At 51.6% G+C, this 20,654-nt stretch carries 16 protein-coding genes; 4 read left to right on the top strand and 12 right to left on the bottom strand.

Features of this window, described 5'->3' with window-relative positions; all coding sequences use genetic code 11:
• Nucleotides 1-17: 17 nt before the first annotated feature.
• The 5 genes from MKY12_RS07550 to MKY12_RS07530 all read right to left on the bottom strand — a co-directional run bounded on the left by MKY12_RS07550 (nucleotide 18) and on the right by MKY12_RS07530 (nucleotide 5,399).
• Nucleotides 18-1,469: a glycoside hydrolase family 28 protein gene (locus MKY12_RS07550; RefSeq protein WP_339313326.1), complete on the bottom strand. Its 1,452-nt coding sequence runs from the start codon at nucleotides 1,467-1,469 to the stop codon at nucleotides 18-20.
• Between the two features lie 30 nt (nucleotides 1,470-1,499).
• Nucleotides 1,500-3,065, bottom strand: coding sequence for a glycoside hydrolase family 43 protein (locus MKY12_RS07545; RefSeq protein WP_339313325.1), 1,566 nt, complete (start codon nucleotides 3,063-3,065; stop codon nucleotides 1,500-1,502).
• Between the two features lie 264 nt (nucleotides 3,066-3,329).
• Nucleotides 3,330-3,698: a hypothetical protein gene (locus MKY12_RS07540; RefSeq protein WP_339255007.1), complete on the bottom strand. Its 369-nt coding sequence runs from the start codon at nucleotides 3,696-3,698 to the stop codon at nucleotides 3,330-3,332.
• 57 nt (nucleotides 3,699-3,755) lie between these two features.
• Nucleotides 3,756-4,496, bottom strand: coding sequence for a GNAT family N-acetyltransferase (locus MKY12_RS07535; protein ID WP_339255006.1), 741 nt, complete (start codon nucleotides 4,494-4,496; stop codon nucleotides 3,756-3,758).
• Between the two features lie 105 nt (nucleotides 4,497-4,601).
• On the bottom strand, nucleotides 4,602-5,399 hold the full coding sequence (locus tag MKY12_RS07530; protein WP_339313324.1) for an AraC family transcriptional regulator: 798 nt from the start codon (nucleotides 5,397-5,399) through the stop codon (nucleotides 4,602-4,604).
• A gap of 138 nt (nucleotides 5,400-5,537) precedes the next feature.
• On the opposite strand from MKY12_RS07530, the gene MKY12_RS07525 reads away from it, so the two are divergent.
• On the top strand, nucleotides 5,538-7,790 hold the full coding sequence (locus MKY12_RS07525; RefSeq protein ID WP_339313322.1) for an FAD-dependent oxidoreductase: 2,253 nt from the start codon (nucleotides 5,538-5,540) through the stop codon (nucleotides 7,788-7,790).
• Nucleotides 7,791-8,084: 294 nt separating this feature from the next.
• On the opposite strand, the gene MKY12_RS07520 is transcribed toward MKY12_RS07525, so the two are convergent.
• The 3 genes from MKY12_RS07520 to MKY12_RS07510 form a co-directional block, all read right to left on the bottom strand.
• Nucleotides 8,085-8,714 (bottom strand): hypothetical protein, encoded by a 630-nt coding sequence (locus MKY12_RS07520; protein WP_339313321.1) that lies wholly within the window; start codon nucleotides 8,712-8,714, stop codon nucleotides 8,085-8,087.
• A gap of 119 nt (nucleotides 8,715-8,833) precedes the next feature.
• Complete coding sequence (locus tag MKY12_RS07515) at nucleotides 8,834-9,949, bottom strand: glycoside hydrolase family 88 protein (RefSeq protein ID WP_339313320.1); 1,116 nt, start codon at nucleotides 9,947-9,949, stop codon at nucleotides 8,834-8,836.
• 34 nt (nucleotides 9,950-9,983) lie between these two features.
• Nucleotides 9,984-11,780 carry a sugar-binding domain-containing protein gene (locus MKY12_RS07510; RefSeq protein WP_339313319.1) on the bottom strand — a complete coding sequence of 599 codons (1,797 nt, stop codon included), beginning with the start codon at nucleotides 11,778-11,780 and terminating at the stop codon, nucleotides 9,984-9,986.
• A gap of 367 nt (nucleotides 11,781-12,147) precedes the next feature.
• Between MKY12_RS07510 and MKY12_RS07505 the strand changes: the two genes are divergently transcribed.
• On the top strand, nucleotides 12,148-13,065 hold the full coding sequence (locus MKY12_RS07505) for a helix-turn-helix domain-containing protein (protein ID WP_339313318.1): 918 nt from the start codon (nucleotides 12,148-12,150) through the stop codon (nucleotides 13,063-13,065).
• 94 nt (nucleotides 13,066-13,159) lie between these two features.
• The gene (locus MKY12_RS07500) at nucleotides 13,160-14,557 is read left to right on the top strand and encodes a SpoVR family protein (protein ID WP_339313317.1); all 1,398 of its coding nucleotides are present in this window, start codon (nucleotides 13,160-13,162) and stop codon (nucleotides 14,555-14,557) included.
• 176 nt (nucleotides 14,558-14,733) lie between these two features.
• Here the strand turns inward: MKY12_RS07500 and MKY12_RS07495 are convergent, their stop codons facing one another.
• Nucleotides 14,734-15,306 (bottom strand): Uma2 family endonuclease, encoded by a 573-nt coding sequence (locus MKY12_RS07495; protein ID WP_339313316.1) that lies wholly within the window; start codon nucleotides 15,304-15,306, stop codon nucleotides 14,734-14,736.
• A 243-nt stretch (nucleotides 15,307-15,549) separates the two neighbouring features.
• Between MKY12_RS07495 and MKY12_RS07490 the strand changes: the two genes are divergently transcribed.
• Nucleotides 15,550-17,967: a transglutaminase domain-containing protein gene (locus tag MKY12_RS07490; protein ID WP_339313315.1), complete on the top strand. Its 2,418-nt coding sequence runs from the start codon at nucleotides 15,550-15,552 to the stop codon at nucleotides 17,965-17,967.
• 74 nt (nucleotides 17,968-18,041) lie between these two features.
• Here the strand turns inward: MKY12_RS07490 and MKY12_RS07485 are convergent, their stop codons facing one another.
• The 3 genes from MKY12_RS07485 to MKY12_RS07475 are packed head-to-tail and all read right to left on the bottom strand — an operon-like array spanning nucleotide 18,042 to nucleotide 20,593.
• Nucleotides 18,042-18,647 carry a DJ-1/PfpI family protein gene (locus MKY12_RS07485; protein WP_339313314.1) on the bottom strand — a complete coding sequence of 202 codons (606 nt, stop codon included), beginning with the start codon at nucleotides 18,645-18,647 and terminating at the stop codon, nucleotides 18,042-18,044.
• Between the two features lie 38 nt (nucleotides 18,648-18,685).
• Nucleotides 18,686-19,621, bottom strand: coding sequence for a VanZ family protein (locus MKY12_RS07480; RefSeq protein WP_339313313.1), 936 nt, complete (start codon nucleotides 19,619-19,621; stop codon nucleotides 18,686-18,688).
• 54 nt (nucleotides 19,622-19,675) lie between these two features.
• The gene (locus MKY12_RS07475) at nucleotides 19,676-20,593 is read right to left on the bottom strand and encodes an AraC family transcriptional regulator (protein ID WP_339313312.1); all 918 of its coding nucleotides are present in this window, start codon (nucleotides 20,591-20,593) and stop codon (nucleotides 19,676-19,678) included.
• Nucleotides 20,594-20,654 lie beyond the last annotated feature (61 nt).

Here is a 20,654-nt window from a genome sequence, read left to right as displayed (position 1 = left end):
CCGCCCCGTACCTCTGCTTAATGCTCTGTGATGGCTAGCTCTCCTGAACGGACAAGCTCAACATCACTGCACTTATGCATCTGTACCTGCGGCTCCTCCTGCGTCTGCAGCCTGATCCGGTCCAGCTTCAGACCTGCGGCATGGCGCAGGATGATTCCCCGCCTGCTTATGGCGCTGAAATTCTCCACCGTAAGCGCAGCAAGCGGCATTTCCGGCAGCCCGTTCACCAGCAGCGCGGTTGCCGCCCCATGGCAGGTCATATTCCGCAGCGTAATGTTACGGAACTGCGGAGTCTCCTCCGTGACCAGGACCTCCTGCTCATCATAGCCCTCAGACCCCTCAACCCCGGCATAGAACAGGTGGAAGGAGACCGCTTCATGGACGATGCCTGACATCTGTATATTTTCTACCCGGATATCCTCTACTACGCCGCCTCTTCCCCGGGTACTCTTGAAGCGCAGCCCGATGTCCGTACCCATGAACACGCAGTCGTTCACCCGGACCGCATGTACACCGCCCGACATTTCACTGCCGATCACTACCCCGCCATGTCCGTGATAGACCGTACAATGGCGGATCGTAATGTACCGGCAAGCTCTTCCTGCCCGGCGGCCCTCCTCATCCTTGCCCGATTTCAGACAGATGGCATCGTCGCCTACATCGAACCCGCAGTGCTCGACCAGCGCATGTGTACAGGACTCCAGATCCAGCCCGTCCCCGTTCTGGGAGTACCACGGATTGCGCACTTGAATATGTCTGATCGTAACCTGCTCACAGCCCATGGGGTGCAGACACCAGGCAGGAGAATTCTGAAAGGTCGGCCCCTCCAGCAGCACTCTACGGCAATTCCGCAGGCTCAGCAGCGCTGGACGCAGATACGCACGGGCAGGGAGGTAGGCTTCCATGGCTGTCTCGCCTTTTTTCTTCAGGCTCAGATAACAAGCTTCTCCCGCAAGCGCTTCCTTGGAAGGCCACCAGATCTCACCCTGTTCATCCAAGGCCCCCCCGGAGGCAAGCAGGCTATTCCACTCCAGTTCCGTCCGCTTGAAGCGCTTCACCGGACGCCAGGCCTCACCGCTGCCATCGAAGATGCCTTCACCGGTAATGGCTACATCGCTCAGATCCTCTCCGTCCAGCGGAGCCTGGCACCGCCAGCCGGCAGTCCCTTCGTAATGGGAGAACAGCAGGGGATACCGCGAATAGTCGGGTTCAAAGCATACCAGTGCCCCCCGCTCGGCACACAGATTAATTCGGCTGTGCAGCGTCAGCGGCCCGGTACGCCAGATTCCCGGCGGGATGACCACCGTTCCTCCTCCCGCAGCTGCGCAGGCATCCAGGGTATCCTGTATAGCAGATGTACAGAGCAGCCCTTCACCTTCTGCCCCATAGTCTGTAATACGGAAGGTCCGCTGCGGAATCTGCGGCAGCTCGGGGATTGGATAAACTTCGTAATCATGTATATTAGTCATCGTATTCCTCCATCTCTGTCTAATCAAGATCTATTCAAGCTCTTCATAGCTGAACCAGCCGTAATCCGCAACATTGCTGCTCTGCGCTCCGCCCGCACTGGCGTACATTCCGATATAGGCCCCTGTAAAACCTCCGGCCCAATCCGTGCTCAGCACCCGGCCGTCAGCCTGTTCATGCAGTGCGGTCCAGGTGTCTGATCCTGAAGCTCTATAATAAAAGCTGTAATCCTGCCCCCTGGCTTCTACCTTAAGCTGTACGGTATCCAGCGGATAAGGCGCAGAGGCCAGCAATTGCTCAGCTCCTCTGCTGCGCACAGTCAGCTTCAGCAGCTGCCTGCCATCCTCTGCCACCCGTTCATAGCGGAAGTGGTTGTCCGCATTCTGGATCAGGGCCAGTCCGGCGCTCTCTCCTGCGGCCTCCGGCTGGAAGCGCATCTCCGCTGCGGCTCTGAAGCTGAGATGCTGCTGCCGTCTTCCGATATAAGCCGGATTGCCGGTCTCTGCCAGCACCTCCGGCTTCAGCCGCAGCCGCAGATGTCCCGGATGCTCGCTGAGGCTCCAGAATTCACCGCGCGGCGTGCGCAGGAAGTTCCAGGCGGGGCTAAGCTGCCCGTCAGCAAAATCATCACGCACCGGCAACAGCGGCCACTGCGTCATCGGCAGATTCGGCGCTGGCCCCTCAAGCTCCAGTACGCCCTTACCGGGATTCACTACCGGCCATTCGTCCTCCCATTTGACCGGTGCCAGGAAGGTCTCCCGGCCCAGGTTGCGGTAATATCCCCCGCAGGTCCGGGAGGCCAGGCAGAGCATCCACCACTGCCCATGCTGCGTCTCGACAAGTTCCCCGTGACCCGTATTCACTATGGGGTACTCCCTGCCGAGATGGCGGTGGGTCAGGATCGGGTTGGCCCGGTGCCCCTCATAAGGCCCCGTCACGTTCCGGCTTCTGGCAACCGTTACCGCATGGGTATGGCCGGTGCCGCCCTCAGCGATCAGCAGATAATACCATCCTCCTATGGAATACAGATGCGGCCCTTCCTGGGCATGCGCTGTCTTCAGCGCACCTTGCCAGAGACTGTGCTTCGGGCCGGTAAGCCTGCCTTGCGCCAGATCAATCTCCTGCAGCCAGATGTCCATATGCTTCGGATAATCCTGGCCCCCGGGAGGCACCCGGTTACCAGTGTAGTAGACCTTGCCGTCCTTATCGAAGAACAGGGAAGGATCAATGCCGGGCGCATCCTCCAGCCAGACCGGATCTGACCAGTCTCCCGCCGGATCAGCTGTGGTTACATAGAAATTATGCGGCTGCTTGTGATTATCAACAAATGTCGTGATCATATAAAAGAGACCTTGATGGTACCGGAGAGTCGGTGCCCAAATCCCTCTCGACGGGAGAATTCCGTCCAGATTGAGCTGGGACGGACGGTCCAGCACATGGCCCAGTTGACGCCAGTGGACAAGGTCCCTGCTGTGAAAGACCGGAACCCCGGGGTAGAATTCAAAGCTTGAAGTAACCAGATAATAGTCCTCTCCTACACGGATAGCCGAAGGATCAGGGTAGAAGCCCGGCAGCACCGGATTACGGAATGTTCTCAAATTCGGAAGTCCTCCTTCACACGGGCGTTATGTACAAATACTCAATCAACGATAGGTAAGCATAACCCATTATAGTTCGGATAAGTTTAATTTTCTTGCGCTTTCTATGTTCTTTTTCTTGTTTTTTATACTTTCTTGTCCTGCAAACAGAAACAGCGACAGCAGAGGACGGATAACGTCTCTGGCTGTCGCTGTATTATGGAAGCAGAATTCACTTTGGCAACGGCTTACTGGAATGAATAAATCAGACTGAATCAGATTGCATTAATCAAGTGTTTTAGCATACTCTCTCAGCTGTTCAGGCTCACTTGTGTGATACACCATTTGTTCATGATCAAAAATCACAATTACGGGCCGTTTCGCTTCCAGGCCCAGTAGCTCCAGCCACTTCAGCTTCTTCTCCTCTGTATGCACAGTCACATGCGGGATATGCTCCACAAGCGCAGGCTCGGAATTAAGCGCCTCATTTACTTCATCATCCCAATCCCGTGAATTGGAGAACATATGCAAGTGGAGTACATTCTCTTCCTTGGACACTAGCTGATCAATGACATCTGCTTTCGTAGGGCCGCAGCCAGCAATCAATAAGAATACTGCAACCAGCAAGAACAGTCTATGCCAATGCTTAAGCATGCAATTCCCCCTCCCTATTCCATCTACATACCCATATATTACTACAATAATTCAGCCTTACTTCCTCACATAGAGCGAATAGGTCTCTGGAGCGGCAAAATGTAGTTTCTGCGCTAACCGGATAGAGGCAGTATTGTGAAGGTCACAGTCCCATCTTGGCGTGATCTGACGTTCTAAGCACTCCAGGATAAAAGCTTCGGCAACACATTGAGCCACGCCCTTTCCCCTAAACAAAGGATTCGTCACTATATCAATTTCAGCGTACTGTTCGGACGAGAATATAGAGACACATTCCCCAGCAAATACATCGTGTTCCGTAACAAAGAAACCGAAGCCCTTGTCCGCAAAACGCTCCACCGATCCCCAGTATTTCCGGATGTACGCTGCATCGAACTCTCTATTCACCTCAAGCGATTCCTTGTTTGTCCTGTTCAGCCGGAAGCCATCCGGTATACCCACTCTTTGCGATTGCATGAAACGGTGCTCATTGAATGTAAAAGAATACCTCGGCATCCGCTGCAGCTTCGCCCCTAAAAGCTCATTGATTCTGCGATCCCATCGTTCAGAGGATGAAAATAACGTAAATCTCTGATTAAGCATCTCTCTACGCTTGAATTCGTGCATAAGCATGGGTGCAAAATCATCATTTGTCTCATCCCCAACCACTGTATAAATGCCTGAAGAAGTACCGATCAGCGCCGAAGACTTATCGACGATGATGTCCCCGGCAATATAATGGTCTAATACCGAATACGCAAATGTGGGATAATCCTTACCTTGGTTGGCATCTATTATCATTACAGTCCAATCCTTTCTACAGAACAAATCATTTGGTTCACATCAAATTAGATAAATAACTAATTACATGATAGTATAATGTTCTGAAATATACAATCGTTTTAATTATACGCGGTGTAGCTTACGGTACCGGGATGGCGTTAATCCCAGCTTCGCCGTGAACACCCGGCTCAGGTAGAAGCCGTTCTCGTAACCGCACTGCTGGGCGATCCCTTCAATGGGCAACCTTGAATCCTCCAAGAGCTGGCAGGCCCGTCTGAGCCGGAATCCGGTCACAAAGTCTGAAGGGGCCATCCCATAGGCTGCACGGAAACGCCGCGTTAATTGTACCGGTGTAATATCAAGGGTAGCAGCCAGCTCCTGCAGGGTCATAGGTGTACAGGCATGCTCCAGCAGCCATTGCTTAGCCTGCTGCATCAGCGGGCCCGGGCTTGTCTCTCCAGAGCGCAGCTCCTCGGATGCACTGCTGCGCTCGATTTCAAGCAGCCTCCACAGATCCTCCAGCATATGCTTCATCCGGCTATAGCCCGGTTCCTCCTGAATCCCTCTTCCGATACTCCGCATATAGCGGTAGGTAGACATCAGGCGCTCCACATCCCTGACAGTCCATCTGCCTCCAAGCGTTGCGGCGTCCTCCGGTCCCCCCTCTTCCTCCCATTCGAATTGTATGAAATGAAAGGTCAACGGACTAAGCGTTCTCCGGTAAAAGGTTGTCCCCGGCGGACATACAATGATGTCCCCGGACCCTCCTTCCCCTTCGTGGTCTCCGAAGCGGTAAGCGAATTGCCCCTGCTCCACCGCAAATAAGGTCCACACAGGGTAGGTGTCGTGCTCCAGCAGGAACTGTTTTTTCTGCTCCCAATAGATGTGGGCTGCCGGACGAACCGACCAATTCATGCGCATGTTCTGACTCCCCTCAGATGCATTATTCAATGAAATAAAGTGTATAAATCAAGAAATTATATGCATGTCATTTGATTATTGATTATTCTATCATGAAACTACGGATATATTAACACACACCAAAGGAGAGGTTCAACAATGCGTAGTGAAACGGTCAACACGGATGTAACTGTGGTAGGCGGCGGACTGGCAGGGGTATGCGCGGCGATTGCAGCAGCCCGTCTGGGCCAGCGTGTGGCGCTGATTAATAACCGTCCGGTGCTCGGCGGTAACTCCAGCAGTGAGGTGCGGGTATGGGTATGCGGTGCAACCTCGCACGGTATTCACCGGTATGCCCGTGAAACGGGGATTATGGGCGAGCTGTTTGTGGAGAACCAGTACCGCAACAAAGACGGCAATCCGTATCTCTGGGATATGGTTGTGCTTGAAGCGGTTAAGGCCGAGCCGAACATTCAGCTGTTTCTGAACACGGATGTTCATGAGGTCGATGCTTCCGAGGATGGCAGCGGCAAGCGGAGCATCCGGTCCGTGACCGGGTGGATGATGGGGTCGGAGCGGAGAATTACTTTTGAAAGCGCGGTCTTTCTGGACTGTACGGGAGATGGCCTGGTAGGCTTCCTGGCAGGGGCAGAGTACCGGCTGGGCCGTGAAGCACGCGAAGAATATAATGAGGAATGGGCGCCGCTGGTCGCAGATGATATTACGCTCGGCAGCACACTGCTCTTCTATACCAAGGACGCAGGTCATCCGGTCAAATATATCGCTCCAGCCATGGCAAAGGATATTACACAAACCTCTATTGCCGAGCGCCGCATCATCCGCAGCGGCGACAACGGCTGCGCCTACTGGTGGATCGAATTCGGCGGCGAGCAGGACACTGTTCATGACAATGAGGCCATCCGCGACGAGCTGTGGTCTGTGATCTACGGGATCTGGGACTATATTAAGAACTCCGGCAAATTCGACGCTGACAACATGACGCTGGAATGGGTCGGCTCGACTCCGGGCAAGCGGGAGTACCGCCGGTTCATTGGCGATTATGTCCTGAATCAGAATGATATCCTGGCCCAGCGCGAATTCCCGGACCGCGTTGCGTTCGGCGGCTGGTCCATTGACCTGCATCCGCCGCAGGGAGTGTACGCTACAGAGTCAGGCTCGAAGCATATGTATTCGGACGGTAGCTATCACATCCCGTTCCGTTCGCTGTATTCGGTGAACGTGAACAATCTGCTGATGGCCGGCCGCGACATCAGCGCCTCGCATGTCGCGTTCGGCACGACCCGCGTCATGGCTACCTGCGCGGTCATCGGCGAGGCCGCCGGTATCGGCGCGGCACTCTGCGCCGCCAAGGGAATATCGCCGCGCGAACTGCATGCGGCCCACCTGAACGAGCTGCAGCAGACGATGCTGCGCCAGGATGCTTCCGTCCTCGGGCTACTCAACGAGGATGATGCCGATCTGGCGCTGAAGGCTGCGCTCAGCGCTTCCAGCGAGCGGAGCCGGTTCGGTGTGGAGCATTCCGCATTCAGCGTCCCGCTCACAGCGAACATCGGCATCACCGTTGCGGCCGATCCGGGGCTGAACGGAATTGAGCTGCTGATCGATGCGGCCGAAGCCGCAGAGCTGACGGTCGAGCTATGGGAGACCGGACGGCCCGAGAATTATATTCCCCATACGCTGATTCAGTCCGCGTCAGCTCCCGTTCAGACCGGAGCCGCCCAGTGGGTGAAGCTCCCGGTTCAGTGGAAGCCGGAGTCACCGCGCAATGCGTTCCTGATCTTGAAGGCCCATCCTGCACTGTCGCTGCATATGGCGGATGAGCCAGCTTCGGGTATGCTCGCCTACGGGCATAATGAAACCCCCGCAGCCTCGCGGGATTTCGGTGAGAATCCGCCTGCACAGCCCGTAGTGCAGTGGGACAAAAAGAAATTCGATCACAAAGCCCCGTGCCTCCGTCTGTCCGGGATAACGAGTGCCTTCGCTGCGGATAAAGTTATCGACGGCTACCTCCGCCCGTACGGCGGTCCGCATATGTGGTCCTCTGACCGGATGGCCTCCGGTCAGCCGGAGTGGCTGGAGCTGGCCTGGAACGAGCCGGTAACTCTGCGCGAGGTTCACGTTACCTTCAACGACGATGTCAACGAGGACCTGATCAACCTGCATCATCATATTACGCCTTACGAAATCCTGCCAACACTCGTTAAGGAGTATCGTATTGAAGCTTACATGGATGGTAAATGGACCACAGTTGCCGGGGAACGTGACAACCACAAGCGCAAGCGGGTACACACGCTGAACGAAGCTGTGACAACTGGCCGCCTGCGCGTCGTGATTGAGTCGACTAACGGAAGCCAGTATGCGGAGATTATTGAGGTGCGGGTGTACGGTTAAGGGAGCGGACTAAATTTAACACATTGAAATTTGAAGCGGAAGGCTATAGCATTTAAAATGTAGACTTCGGTAATACAGCTAAAACAAGTATGGATGGCAAACATGGTCAGTTAAGAATATCCCGCTTAATGCTGGAACCGCTGTAGGAACCCATACGGTATATGTTACTTTTGTGAAGTCCGATTCAACCACAGTTGCAAATTCAACCTGGTTCCAGTTCAAATAAAATGCAAACTGTTTGATGTATGTTGAGCGGGGCCTGACTGCGGTCAGGCCCTTTTGACGCTGAAGGAGCTATTGATCCGTCCACTGCTCAAAGAGGTTGTACAATTCATCAAGGCGTTCCTCGTCTTCGGCCGCGAACATTAGCAGATGGCCACCGTTGTTGTTCATAATCATAATCAATTCACCCGGCCGGCCAAAAAAACGTACGCCCGTGTACAAATCTGAATCGGCTTGGCGGGATGGAAAGTTCTGCTCAATTCGCTCCGCAACAGCCTCATCGATATCCCAATATTCTTCGCTGCTATACTCCATCGCCAGCACTGCCTGCAAATGGGCCATGGCCAGCAAAAATTCCTTAACAGACGAACGCAGGCGCTCCCATTCGGCTCCGCTGCGCACATAGACGGGAGGATTATCAAGCTTCATATCCGCTGCACGGATTCCCCACACGCAGGCTTCTTGATTTTCGGTATAAAAGATGCAGTAATCTTCTTCCATATAACGCGGAAAATTGTGAGGCTGAACCAGAAAATCCTGAGTCGCGTTCAATGCAGAGTGGGCCCCAAGCTCCGTATAATACGCCCGCAACACCTGCGGAATATGCCCGTAGCGTTCCATCCACGGCGTTAACGATTCATGATCAAATCCGCACGGTTCCGTAATATGGAACAGGTCTCGAATCACTGTAAAGTCTGTCATTACTTATCCCTCCCCGTTCGTCGATATCCAAGTGTTAATTAACGTAATCTTAACATAGTTTATTGTGAAAAAAGCCTAATCCTTTGGCGTAAATGCTCAAGGATTAGGCTTTTTGCAGTTTATTTTAAAGCTTCATATAACGCAATAAGAGCCAAGGACTGTCCGTACGCCATAGGTCTGAGAGCAATGTTCTTGTAATGCTCCTTATCCATTCCCATACCGGTTCCCGCTGACACATTCAGCACGGTTCCGTCTCCGCTAATATTTTGACATACCGACTGAATGGCCTTGTCTGCCACAACCTGATAGGAGGAATCCAGAATATCGGCCTTGATGCCTTTGATAATCCCTGCGGCAATTGCGGCCGACCCGGATACCTCTTCATAGCTGGATGGGTCCTGCAGGACGGTATGCCATAGACCGGATGCTGCCTGGAGAGATACCAGGGCATTGACCTGAGCAGTATACGTATCAATCAGAAACCGGCGGAACCCCGGACTAATCGAATCCTGGCAGGCTTCCAGGTAATCGACGATTCCATAGGTAAACCAGGAATTGCCGCGGCACCAGAAGATACTGCCGAAATTATCATTGCGTTCGAAGCTCCAGCCGTGGAAGAATAAGCCGGTATGTTTGTCGAACAAATACTTGATATGGAGCAGAATCTGGTGTTCAGCTTCGTGTACCCACTCCGGCCGGTTAAACTTGCGTCCCGCCTGGTTCAGGAACAGAACCGCCATGAAGAGCGTATCAATCCATAACTGTCCATTGTGCAGGTGAATTCCATCCCGGTTGCCGATGGCAGTGACCGTATGCTGAAAGCCGCCTTCTTTGGTTTTGGGCAGCTCATGAATGAGCCAATCCGCATGTTCCCGGCATAGCTTCTCCAGTTCACTGGAAGACTCAAGCTGATCAAGGAGCAGCACCAGAGGCAAATAAGGAGCGGTCGTATTAATGTTTTTGGAAGGGAGTCCCGCCTCCAGATTACGGGAAACCCAATTCCGGAAAAATTCCATGTAACGCGTATCGCCATAATACTTTTGCAGCTTGTACAGACCATAAAGACCTACGCCCTGAGGCCAGTCCCATTCTTCAATGCCGAAATCACGCTGCACAATTCCTACTCTGGTATCGGCCTGAACCACGGTTTTATCCTTTTCATAGTCGCTGCCGCCCAGATTCATTAGTCTGTCTACTACCAGCCCGATCTTCTCAAGCAATATTTCATTTGTCATCGATTATCAGCTCCTTATTATTCCTTAGGTCCGCTTAAATGGTCCGCAGATGCCACTGATCATTAATTTCTTTAATTAACGCCAGATCGCATTTGGGTGTCCGGTCATAGGCTACCAGGCCGTTAATCTCCTGTTCCACATCCGTTAACTGTGTATAACAATATCCATAAATAATCTTGGACGCGTATACCGCCTTCATGATTCTTCCGTATTCCTGAACAAGATCCTCTGCAGATTGTGCACTGGTATATCCCCAGCCATCGTCAGCGCCAGCCTTGTAGCTTATACCACCGAATTCAGTCAACAAGATCGGCTCGCCCCGATGCTCATATCCGTCTGCATATACACTTCGGGCCGATGGCTTGGAAGCAAGCATGGTATCTTTGGTAGAAAGAATCCGCTTGAACTCTTCATGCTTATCAGGCTCATCTGCTCTGCCATGCTGATAATTGTGAACCGCACAAATGTCCGTCAGCGTCATTTCCCATCCGTCATTCGATATGACTAACCGGGTATCATCCAAGGAATGAATCAGACTATACATGGCTACGCTGTGATACTGCTGCTGCTTATCCGATTTCACCAGCGGAATGCCCCAGCTCTCGTTAAGCGGGACCCAGGCCACAATCGAGGGATGATTGAAGTCACGGTCAATAATCTCAATCCATTCTTTAGTTAAACGGGCTACAGCATCATTATTGTAAGAGGCGTTCGCCGCACATTCTCCCCATACCAGGAACCCTATCCGGTCAGCCCAGTATAAAAACCGGGGGTCCTCGACCTTCTGATGCTTACGGCAACCGTTGAACCCTAGTTCTTTGGCTAATTCAATATCTGTCTTCAGGTGTTCATCCGTTGGCGCTGTAAGCAGTCCTTCCTGCCAATACCCTTGGTCCAGTACAAGCTTTTGATAATAAGGTTTGTTATTCAGATAGACCATACCGTTCTCTGTATGAACCTTCCGCATGCCGAAATACGATTGAATCGAGTCCACCTCAACCCCGTGATCGTACAGCTTCATTTCCACATCAAACAAATTAGGCGTCTCTGGACTCCATGTCCAGCCGGCACGGTGAAAGTTTGTGCGAAATATTTTTAGACCAAACAGATCTACTATTCTGCGTGTTATAGGCTGTAATAATCGTACCCGGTCCTGAATAACCAGTTCTCCGCCAAAAGAAATACGAAGTTCCAAATCTAATTCTTCTGATCCATGTCCCTCCGATTTAACCTCTATCCCAACACTCCCTTGGTCCAAATCCGGCGTAAATTTCACCTGCTGAATATGCACAGGGTTGACCGCCTCCAGCCACACGGTCTGCCAAATCCCTGTTGTGCGGGTGTACCAGATGCTTTCCGGCTTCTCTAACCAGAACTGTTTGCCCCGGGGGATCGTCTCATCCGTTGAAGGGTCCTCCACGTGAACCGTTATCTGTTCCTCCTGTCCGGTCAAGGCATGGGTAATATCAAACGAAAATGAAGTATGTCCGCCCTCATGCATCCCAATATATTGACCATTCACATACACCCAAGCCCGATAATCTACCGCTCCAAAATGTAATATCACCCGCTTCTGATACCAGTCCGGATCGAGTGTGAAATTGCGTTTATACCAGACATAGTCATGAAAAGTGGTATCATGTATTCCGCTGGCAGGGGTCTGAAAAGCAAAGGGAACCTGAATGGTCTGGCTGAAATTCTCACCTGGATCAAACCACCGCTGTGCGGCTCCCTCATTCCTGTCATCAAATTCAAATTGCCAGGTTCCATTTAAGTTAAGCCATGCGTCTCTGACGAACTGCGGACGCGGATATTCCATCCTGTGTGTCATCTAGCTTCAGCTCCCATCTTAGTAGTCACAACAATAAAAGTTAACTTTTTGTAGTTTAGATAGTAAATCTTCCTCGCGGGCAAGCAAATATTACCATGATGAAAGCGTTCTTTCAAGCTTATATCAGCGTTATCTTTGATTTTCAACTTTGTGGTATACAAATAAAAATCCATACTTAATTAGATCGTTTATTGTAAACTAAAAAGTTAACAATATGTTATAATGCTCAACAACTGATATATAGACTGTACTTGTATTGTTTCTGTTATGGGATTTCCAAAATTCTCCTCCGTCACTTTTCCCTATCTGTATATTTTCAAGTTCAATCTTTATTGAAGCTAGATTTATCCCGTCAGGAGGTATAATTATGTTCTTAGAACTCGACGATCATGGTATTTCTGTTTTGAAGGCATTGGCATCAGACACAAGAGCTTCGATGCTTAGACTATTGTTACATACACCGCTTACTGTCAGTGAGCTGGCCGCAAAACTTAACTTAAGCAAAGCGATCGTCTCACGCCATATCCGGTTACTGGAGGACGCCAAAATCATCAAGCTCCAGGACAACCTGGAGGCTGCCGACAGCCGAAAAAAGAATTTCATTGTTGCTGTGGATCATATTGCCCTCAACTTACCCCAGAAGCTCCATCTTCCTTTTAAAGTCATTACGAATGAAATCAAGCTGGGATACTATTCTAATTTCTCAGTCACCCCTACCTGCGGATTAGCCAGCCAGGCTAAAATTATCGGCAAGTTAGATGATCAACGGACCTTCGTCTCCAATGACCGGATCGATGCATCCTTACTTTGGTTTGCCGAAGGCTTCGTTGAATATATGATTCCGAATGATTTCAACCATAATTTCACTGCAGAATTATTAGAGTTATCCTTAGAGCTCTCTTCAGAGTTTCCTGGCTCCAACAATAATTGGCCCAGTGATATCGCTTTTTATATCAACGATGTTTTTTTAGGCACCTGGACGGCTCCGGGTAATTTTTCAGATGTGCGCGGGAAATTAACACCAAACTGGTGGGATAACGAGCTGAGCCAGTATGGCCTTTTGAAGCATTTAAGAGTCACCAAGAAGGATACTGGAATAGACGGTCAAAAAATATCCTCGGTTACACTCGCCCAATTAAAAATCGAAGATTCCCCCTTCATCAAGCTGAGGATTGGGATTGACGGGAATTCCAAAAACAAAGGCGGACTTACCATCTTCGGGGAGCACTTTGGAAATTATCCGCAGAATATGCTGCTTAAACTATTTTACACAGAAGCAGAGTAATGGATATTTAGGCTGGGCCTGCCCATCATACTCCCTCCCCTCCCCCCATATACATAGGAAGAACGGTTTACAAGCTGGAAGGAGAGATGGATGCATGCCCGGTGATGATGAGATTAAAGCGCTGGAGCGGTCGATTGCCGAGATTACGGAGATTGCTTCCGGGTTCGGGCTCGATTTTTATCCGATGCGTTATGAGATATGTCCGGCGGATATTATTTACACCTTCGGTGCGTACGGGATGCCTACCCGGTTCGGGCACTGGAGCTTTGGCAAGACTTTTCATAAAATGAAGGCTCAATACGATTTCGGCCTGAGCAAAATTTATGAGCTGGTCATCAACTCTAATCCGTGCTACGCCTTTCTGCTTGACGGCAACTCCCTGGTGCAGAACAAGCTGATTGTCGCGCATGTGCTGGCGCACTGCGATTTCTTCAAGAACAATATGCGCTTCTCCATGTCCAACCGGGATATGGTCGAGAGCATGGCGGCCACCGCCGACCGCATCAATGATTATTCCGTCACCTATGGTACAGACACCGTAGAGAGCTTCATCGATTCCGTGCTGGCCATCCAGGAGCATATCGATCCCAGCCTGATCCAGCCGCGCAAGCTGGGCAAGACCCATCTGCTCGAAGCCAAGATGAAAGAGCGCAAGGACTCCCCTCCCGGCGGGCCTGGACCGGCTAATGCTTACAGTGAGCTGTGGGATTTGGAAAAGAGTGATGACGTCCCGCCAGTGCCGGAAACCGCCGGCAGACGCACCTTCCCCCCGGAACCGGAAAAGGACATCGTCTGGTTCATCCAGCAGTATTCCACCGCTCTGGAGGACTGGCAGCGCGATATTATGACTATGCTGCATGACGAGATGCTCTATTTCTGGCCGCAGATGGAGACCAAAATCATGAACGAAGGCTGGGCCTCCTACTGGCATCAGCGGATCATGCGCGAGCTGGACCTTACCCCAGAAGAGACTGTCGAATACGCCAAGCTAAATTCATCGGTGGTGCAGCCCTCCCGTCAGAGCCTGAATCCGTACTATCTGGGGCTGAAAATCTTCGAGGATATCGAACGCCGCTGGGACCGGGACAAAATGTTCGAGGTCCGCGAGCTGGATTCCGACATCTCCTTCATCCGCAGCTATCTCTCAAAGGAACTGGTGAACGACCTGGACCTCTATGTGTTCGAGAAAAAAGGCCCGGAGTGGAAAATCACCGACAAGGCCTGGGAGAATGTACGCGACCAGCTGGTGCTGGCCCGTGTAAACGGCGGCTCCCCGTACCTCGTCATCCAGGATGCCGATTATGAGCGGAACGGCGAACTGCTGATCGCCCACCGCTATGAGAGCATCGAGCTGGATCTGAAATATCTGGAGCGGACGCTCCCGCATATCTACGCCCTGTGGGGCCGTACCGTGCATCTCCAGACCGTTGTGGAAGACAAAAACGCCCTGTTCACCTATGACGGCAAAAAGGTGCAGCGACGGTTTATGTAAAGAAACATATGGGTTCGCACACTAAGCCGCAGTGTAGTTGCTATGTGCAATTACGCTGCGGCTTGTTTTTGAAAATATAAGAATTTATACGTTGCACATGATAGCTTATCCTTCTATTTCTCGCTGAAACGGTACCGTCCTTTAAGAGGACGGCGAAGCCGTTTCGACTTATTGTATCAGATTTGGAGGTCAAACAGCTTGCCCAGCGGCAGCTGAAAATCCTTAAACACATTTGACCGCACGCTATCCTGCTCTGAGTATAAATCCCTCACCTGATACACGCCATCCCGCAGCGCATATACATGAACCGTGCGGTTGCCGGGATCGGCAATCCAGTATTCCTGGACGCCATACTTCTGGTACAGGTTGAACTTCTCATTGAAGTCATTGAGCGCTGTTGACGGCGATAATACTTCGATAATCAGAGTAGGAGCGCCGTGGCAGCCGTTCTTGGAAATCTGATTCTTTGAACAGACCACAGACAGATCCGGCTGTGTCACATGATCAGGCATCGAAGAAGCAGAATCATCCTCGCTGAAGAATACATCGAACGGAGCGACAAACACATGACAGCTCTTATTTTCCAGGTGCGTACGCAGTGCAAAATATAGCTCTCTTACAACGTACTGGTGCAGGGCTGTAGGCGCTGGTGACATATTATAGGCTTTGCCGTTAATTAATTCCCATCCACCGTCCCATGACAACCAATCCTGATACGAATGCTGCTTCTGCTCATCCGGATTCGACACTTGGATCTGCCTCCTTCGCTTCCTAGCGGATTACGTGTAAGTGAATTATAACATGAATCACCGCCAATACTCATCGCCCCCTCTCCCCCATATCCCCTGCTGCAAAAAATACTTAAATATAAATTATCCCAATTTTGTTTTAATAGTATCCGAATGGGTTAAATATCTCCTGTGATTTATAATGGGTAATTCTGGATGGTCTATAATTACCCTCATACAGAAACCAGACGGGAGAGGACGTAAGTGAAAGTGAAACAAATGGCAATACTGCTGCTCATCATGTGTGTGATTCTGACAGGCTGCATGGGGGGCAACAAAGAAGGAAGTCCAGCGCCTTCATCCAGCCCCGCCGCCACGGCAGCTGCCGAGACGAAGAACACTTCGGGGAACCCTCCGCCGGAGGCTTCACAGACCGTGTACGATCTGAAGCAGAAGTATGATTCGGACGAAGCAGATCACAATCCGGGCATCATGCCTATGTATAATGTGGAGCAGGATATGGAATTCATCTTCAGATTCAATACCGATCTTGGCTCAGAAGCCATTGGCAAGACGTTATCCGTACATACCGATATCGAGGCGCTGCCGGAGAGCAAGGTCGCGACCCTTGAGGATTCACAGCTCGTAGACGGCAAAAGCGTGTACTCCATCAAGCCGCTCGGCTTCGGCGTCCTTCCCTCCGATTCTCTTCGTGCCACGGGAGACAGTTCCTGGGGGAACGCCCCGGTCTACTACATCCGGCTTAACTATGACCTGGATGCCAAGTCGCCTACTCTGCTGAAGCAGCCGTTGATCATCCCGTTTACGGTGAAATCGGATCTGCCCACGCCGACGCTGCAAGCCGACATCAGTCCTGACGGAAGACTGACTCTGGTGTGGAATGAAGTTCCGGGCGCGGAAAGCTACAATATTTACAGCGCCTCCCATATTACAATGGAGAACATCAATGAGCCGCTCAGCGGCGCCGAGCAGGGCTATGCGGATCAGCGTCCGCTGAAGATTGCAACGGTACAGGGCAATGCGTATAACGACTTCATGAAGGACGGCCGCGGTGCGCTCGGGATTGTGGATGAGACCATTACAAGCGTCCAGAACAACAATGTGCAAGGGGAATATTACGTTACTGCCGTTCAGGGAGACAAAGAATCCAGATTCAGCCGCTCGGTGGACACCGTGGCATTATCCAAACGGCTGCCGCGCACCGTGGCTCCTGAGGATAACATCAACCTGAAATTGTACAAGAATGCCAAAGAGCTGCCCAAGACCGTTCCGGTCCAGTTCATTGACGGCTCCAAAGCCTCAGTAACAGTGATGTACGATACCGGAGCTGTGACTCTTAAGGCTTCCGGTCCAACCGATGTCCCGTACACGATACAAGGTACTGCGCTCAAAGGCTATGTCCAGGTTACGCAGTTGACGGAAGCGGATATTACCAGTCTTGCAGCCGCCCAGAGCAACAAGGCGAATCCCGGGTATGTGGAGCCGCAGAATGACACGGATTATGTACCTGCACCGGATGTACCGACCATCATTGACAACAACAATAACGGCAACGCCAGTGAACCTGGAGATAATGTCATCGACCAGCAAAAAGAAAATACTAAAAGCAAGGTAGAGGAAGGCAATAAACAGGCGGTTCCGGGCACCACGATACGGGCAGATCTGATTCATGCAGACTCTGCGCTGGAGGAGTATCTCGCGTTGACCCTGATGAACGGCGACACTGAAATCTCGCTGCAAGCCTTCCCGGAGGCGCAGAATGCCCGTACCCTGGTGGATGTAATTGAGAAGGTAGTCTACCAGAACCCGCTCATTCTCGGCTTCCGCGGCTATGGCTACGATTATGAGAAGCTGACGCTGAATGTGAAGTACGATGATTCTGCCGAGATCATCCGCTCCAAGCAGAAGGAGATCCTTGCCGAGGCAGATAAAGTAATCGCTGCTGTGATCAAGGAAGGCATGAGCGCGGATGAGAAACAGATGGCGATCTACGATTATCTGAATGATAACACCGCCTATGACGATGCTGCACTGGAGAATGCCATGGAGCAGGAGTTCAAGACAGTGGATGCGAAGTATAACGATTCTTTCAATACCTATGGTATTCTAGTTAAAAAAGTCGGCGTATGCATGAGCTATGCCCATACCTTCCAGCTGCTCTCTGATCTCGTCCAGGTCCCTTCGATGGTCGTCACAGGAACCATGAGCGGCGTGAATCACGCCTGGAACAAGGTGAAGATCGGCGACGAATGGGTCAACGTTGACCCCACCAATAACGCCACCAATACCGGACTTCCTTATCTGCTCTATAACTCCAATGACGCTACAGCCTCCGATGTAGAGTATGTGATGGACAAGGGCTACTGGCTGGACCATGAGCTGCCTCTGTTCAAGTCCACCAGCAATGCCTACGATTATTACGTGACGCAAGGACTGGAAGTAGATTCCCTGGAAGCCTACAAGACCAAGCTGGCCGAACAGCTGAAGAAAGGCGAAACGCTGGTAGTTCTGCGCGTTCTGGGCAATACCGACAGCTCGGAGCTCATGCAGAAAACCGCCGAGGTCATCAAGCAATACGATGCCGCCAAGCTGGATAGTGCAGGCATGGTTGAGCTGGGAAGCTACGTTGCGGTTCAATTGAACGCCGCAGCCGGGCAATAATAAACGGACAAAAGGCAAGCCCCTGCTGCGGGGCTTGCCTTTTCTTACATTCTAAATTGCCGGCGACCCTCTGTCTATTCCACTTCATACGGATAGTAGATATCGCTCAGCTTACCTGCCTGGTAGTAAGGGTACTCCAGTTTTTTTTGCACCAGGCGTGCAGTGTCTGTATCCACTAAGCACTCAATCAGGTACAGACCAAGATCGATCGAGGACGTTACTCCGCCTCCGGTGAAGGTATCACCGTCCCGGACGGCCCGGGCCTTAATGACTTCCCCGCAGTAAGGGGCAAGCAGATCGTAGGCTGACGAGTTCGTGGTCGCTTTTTTCCCCTCTAAGAATCCTGCCGCCCCTAAGAGCAGTGCCCCCGTGCAGACCGACACTTTATAACGTGCGCCTTCTGCCGTTCGTATCCAGCTCATAAAGTCCTCGTCATAGCGGAGTGTCCGGGTTGGCATGCCGCCCGGGAGGAAGACCAGATCATAATCCCCCAGATCAGGCAACACCTCATTAGCCTTCATGGTCAGCCCCCGGTCATCCGTCACCTCCGCTTTGTTGGCGCAGAAGGTCCAGGATACATCCTCCTTCGCCTTCAGGATCGCCACCCAGCTCACCGCTTCATAGAACCCCACAACATCCATGCTGGTCATGCCGTCGAACAGAACAAATGCCATTTTCATAACCGTCACCCATCCTCTCTGAATAGAAGATCAAGCACTCATTGCCAGAAATACTGCATCTTCTTATACCCCACATCCCATACTTTCAAGCCGCCTTTGATTGTGATCTTCAGCTCATCCCCGGGCTCAACCGGCATCTCATATACCACAGGGTACTGTTCAGGATTAGTACGCTGAAAATCTCCAGTATAATTCAGAATCTCCTGGCCATCCCGGGTAATACTGATCTCACCGGAATAATCCGTTGGTTCGGGGTTTCCGAAAGTGAAGGAGAAAATCGTCTGTCCCTCAGACTTGTACGTGAATGTTCTGGAATCTCCGTCTTCAGCGCCATATAGGTTATAGCGGAGCGGTATCTTCTGTCCGTTGATTTGAATACTTTCCGGTTTGTCTCCAGTGGATGAATTGCCCGAGGTGTCCGTCCATTCAGTGATCGCCGTAAACGGACCCTCTACCTTAGTTATTACTTTGTCTACCGCCGCCCCTAATCCCCACAGAGCTATAAAAAGAACCAACCCTGATATAGCCGTTGCCACCAGATTGCGCCCGAGGCTGCGGTAACGGAAACCAAGCTTGTACGCCCCGAAGCCGAGGGCTGCACCAAACGAATTCTGAAGAGCGTCGTTGATATCGAAGCTGCCCAGGAAGGTAAGAGCCTGGATCGTCTCCAGCACAAGAATCGCGATGAAGAATAAGGTGATGAACCGGACGAAGCCGACCCGGTACAGCCATGGAATCAATATGCCGAAAGGAACAAACGCAAGCGTGTTCCCGAAACCCACCATACTCATGAGGCTGGGATGTAGAAGATCAGATGGATACGGCAGCAGAAGGAAGTTATCGGGCATGAAAATAAAGGTGTAGACGGTATGATCCGATGCCTCACCTCTGCCGAAAGCAAAGAACATAAAATAAAGAACAAACAGTGTGTACAATACAGTTACCGTTAGCAAATTCTTGCGTTGTTTGACCATGGTTAACCCCTTCACTCTATATTTCCACTTATTACAATTAAACGGTTAGTGGTTTCATGAAACCCGTTCCCGTACAGGGACATAAATCTCCATCACGGAATCCACGCGGGCGTGACAGCGTTCGTCGTAGAACTCAAAGTTCAGTTTATCTTCGTCATGCATGTAGCCGCTGCCGGGGAACCAGTCCTCGAAGATATATCTCCAGGTACTCTTGACCACCTCGGCAAAAGTCTCCGGTCTCGTCTCATCAGTAGCGTCCACCGGAGGTGTCGTGAATACCACGTACTGCGCCGCCGGTACAACAGCCGTAAGCATGTCAGGAGTGACCTTACTGAAGTCCTCCACTATAACCCCCAGCAGATACACAGCATTACCGCCAGCGTCTGACGGTATACATAAGCCGACCTCCCCGTGCTTCGGCGGATTCAGCTTTGCGTACATCTGATCCTCCAGATTGTCGCCCTCATAGTAATACCAGAAGGAAGCGACATCCTGTGTAGCATTCCCTGCCTCTACATCCGTCTCGATTCCATACCCCGCTACGTTAAAAGCAGGCTTCGTCACCAATACAGGCTCCGTGATGTATTCCTTGATGTCATACGCCAGCCGGTCCCGGACATAGCCGTTCATCCGCGCCGCATACTGGGAGGGGCTGTAGCCGTAAGACTTGCGGAAGGCTTTGGCGAAGCCGCCGGGAGTCTCGAACCCATACTCCAGCGCGATGTCCGTAATTCTCCGCCCGTTGAACAATTCAACGGCAGCCCGCGACAATCTCCGGGTGCGCACATATTCCATGACCGGCATGTCCTGAGACTGGCTGAACATCCGGCAAAAATGAAACAGCGAATAACCCGCATACGCCTCAATCTGCTCCGCTGTCAGCGGGTCCATGAGATGCTCCTCAATATAATCAATACTCCACCCGATCTCTCTGCTGTAATTCAGTGACTCCACCGGCCTTTCAGTATACATAGGTGCATACATTATAGCAGATGGCGGCCTCCGGGACTGATCCAGTCTTGCTATATACTCA

The sequence above is a fragment of the Paenibacillus sp. FSL M7-0896 genome (genome assembly GCF_037975415.1).
GTDB lineage: Bacteria > Bacillota > Bacilli > Paenibacillales > Paenibacillaceae > Paenibacillus_AQ > Paenibacillus_AQ silagei.
The sequence above is the reverse complement of the archived record's forward strand: the minus strand, read 5'-3'. Positions and strand labels throughout refer to the sequence as shown.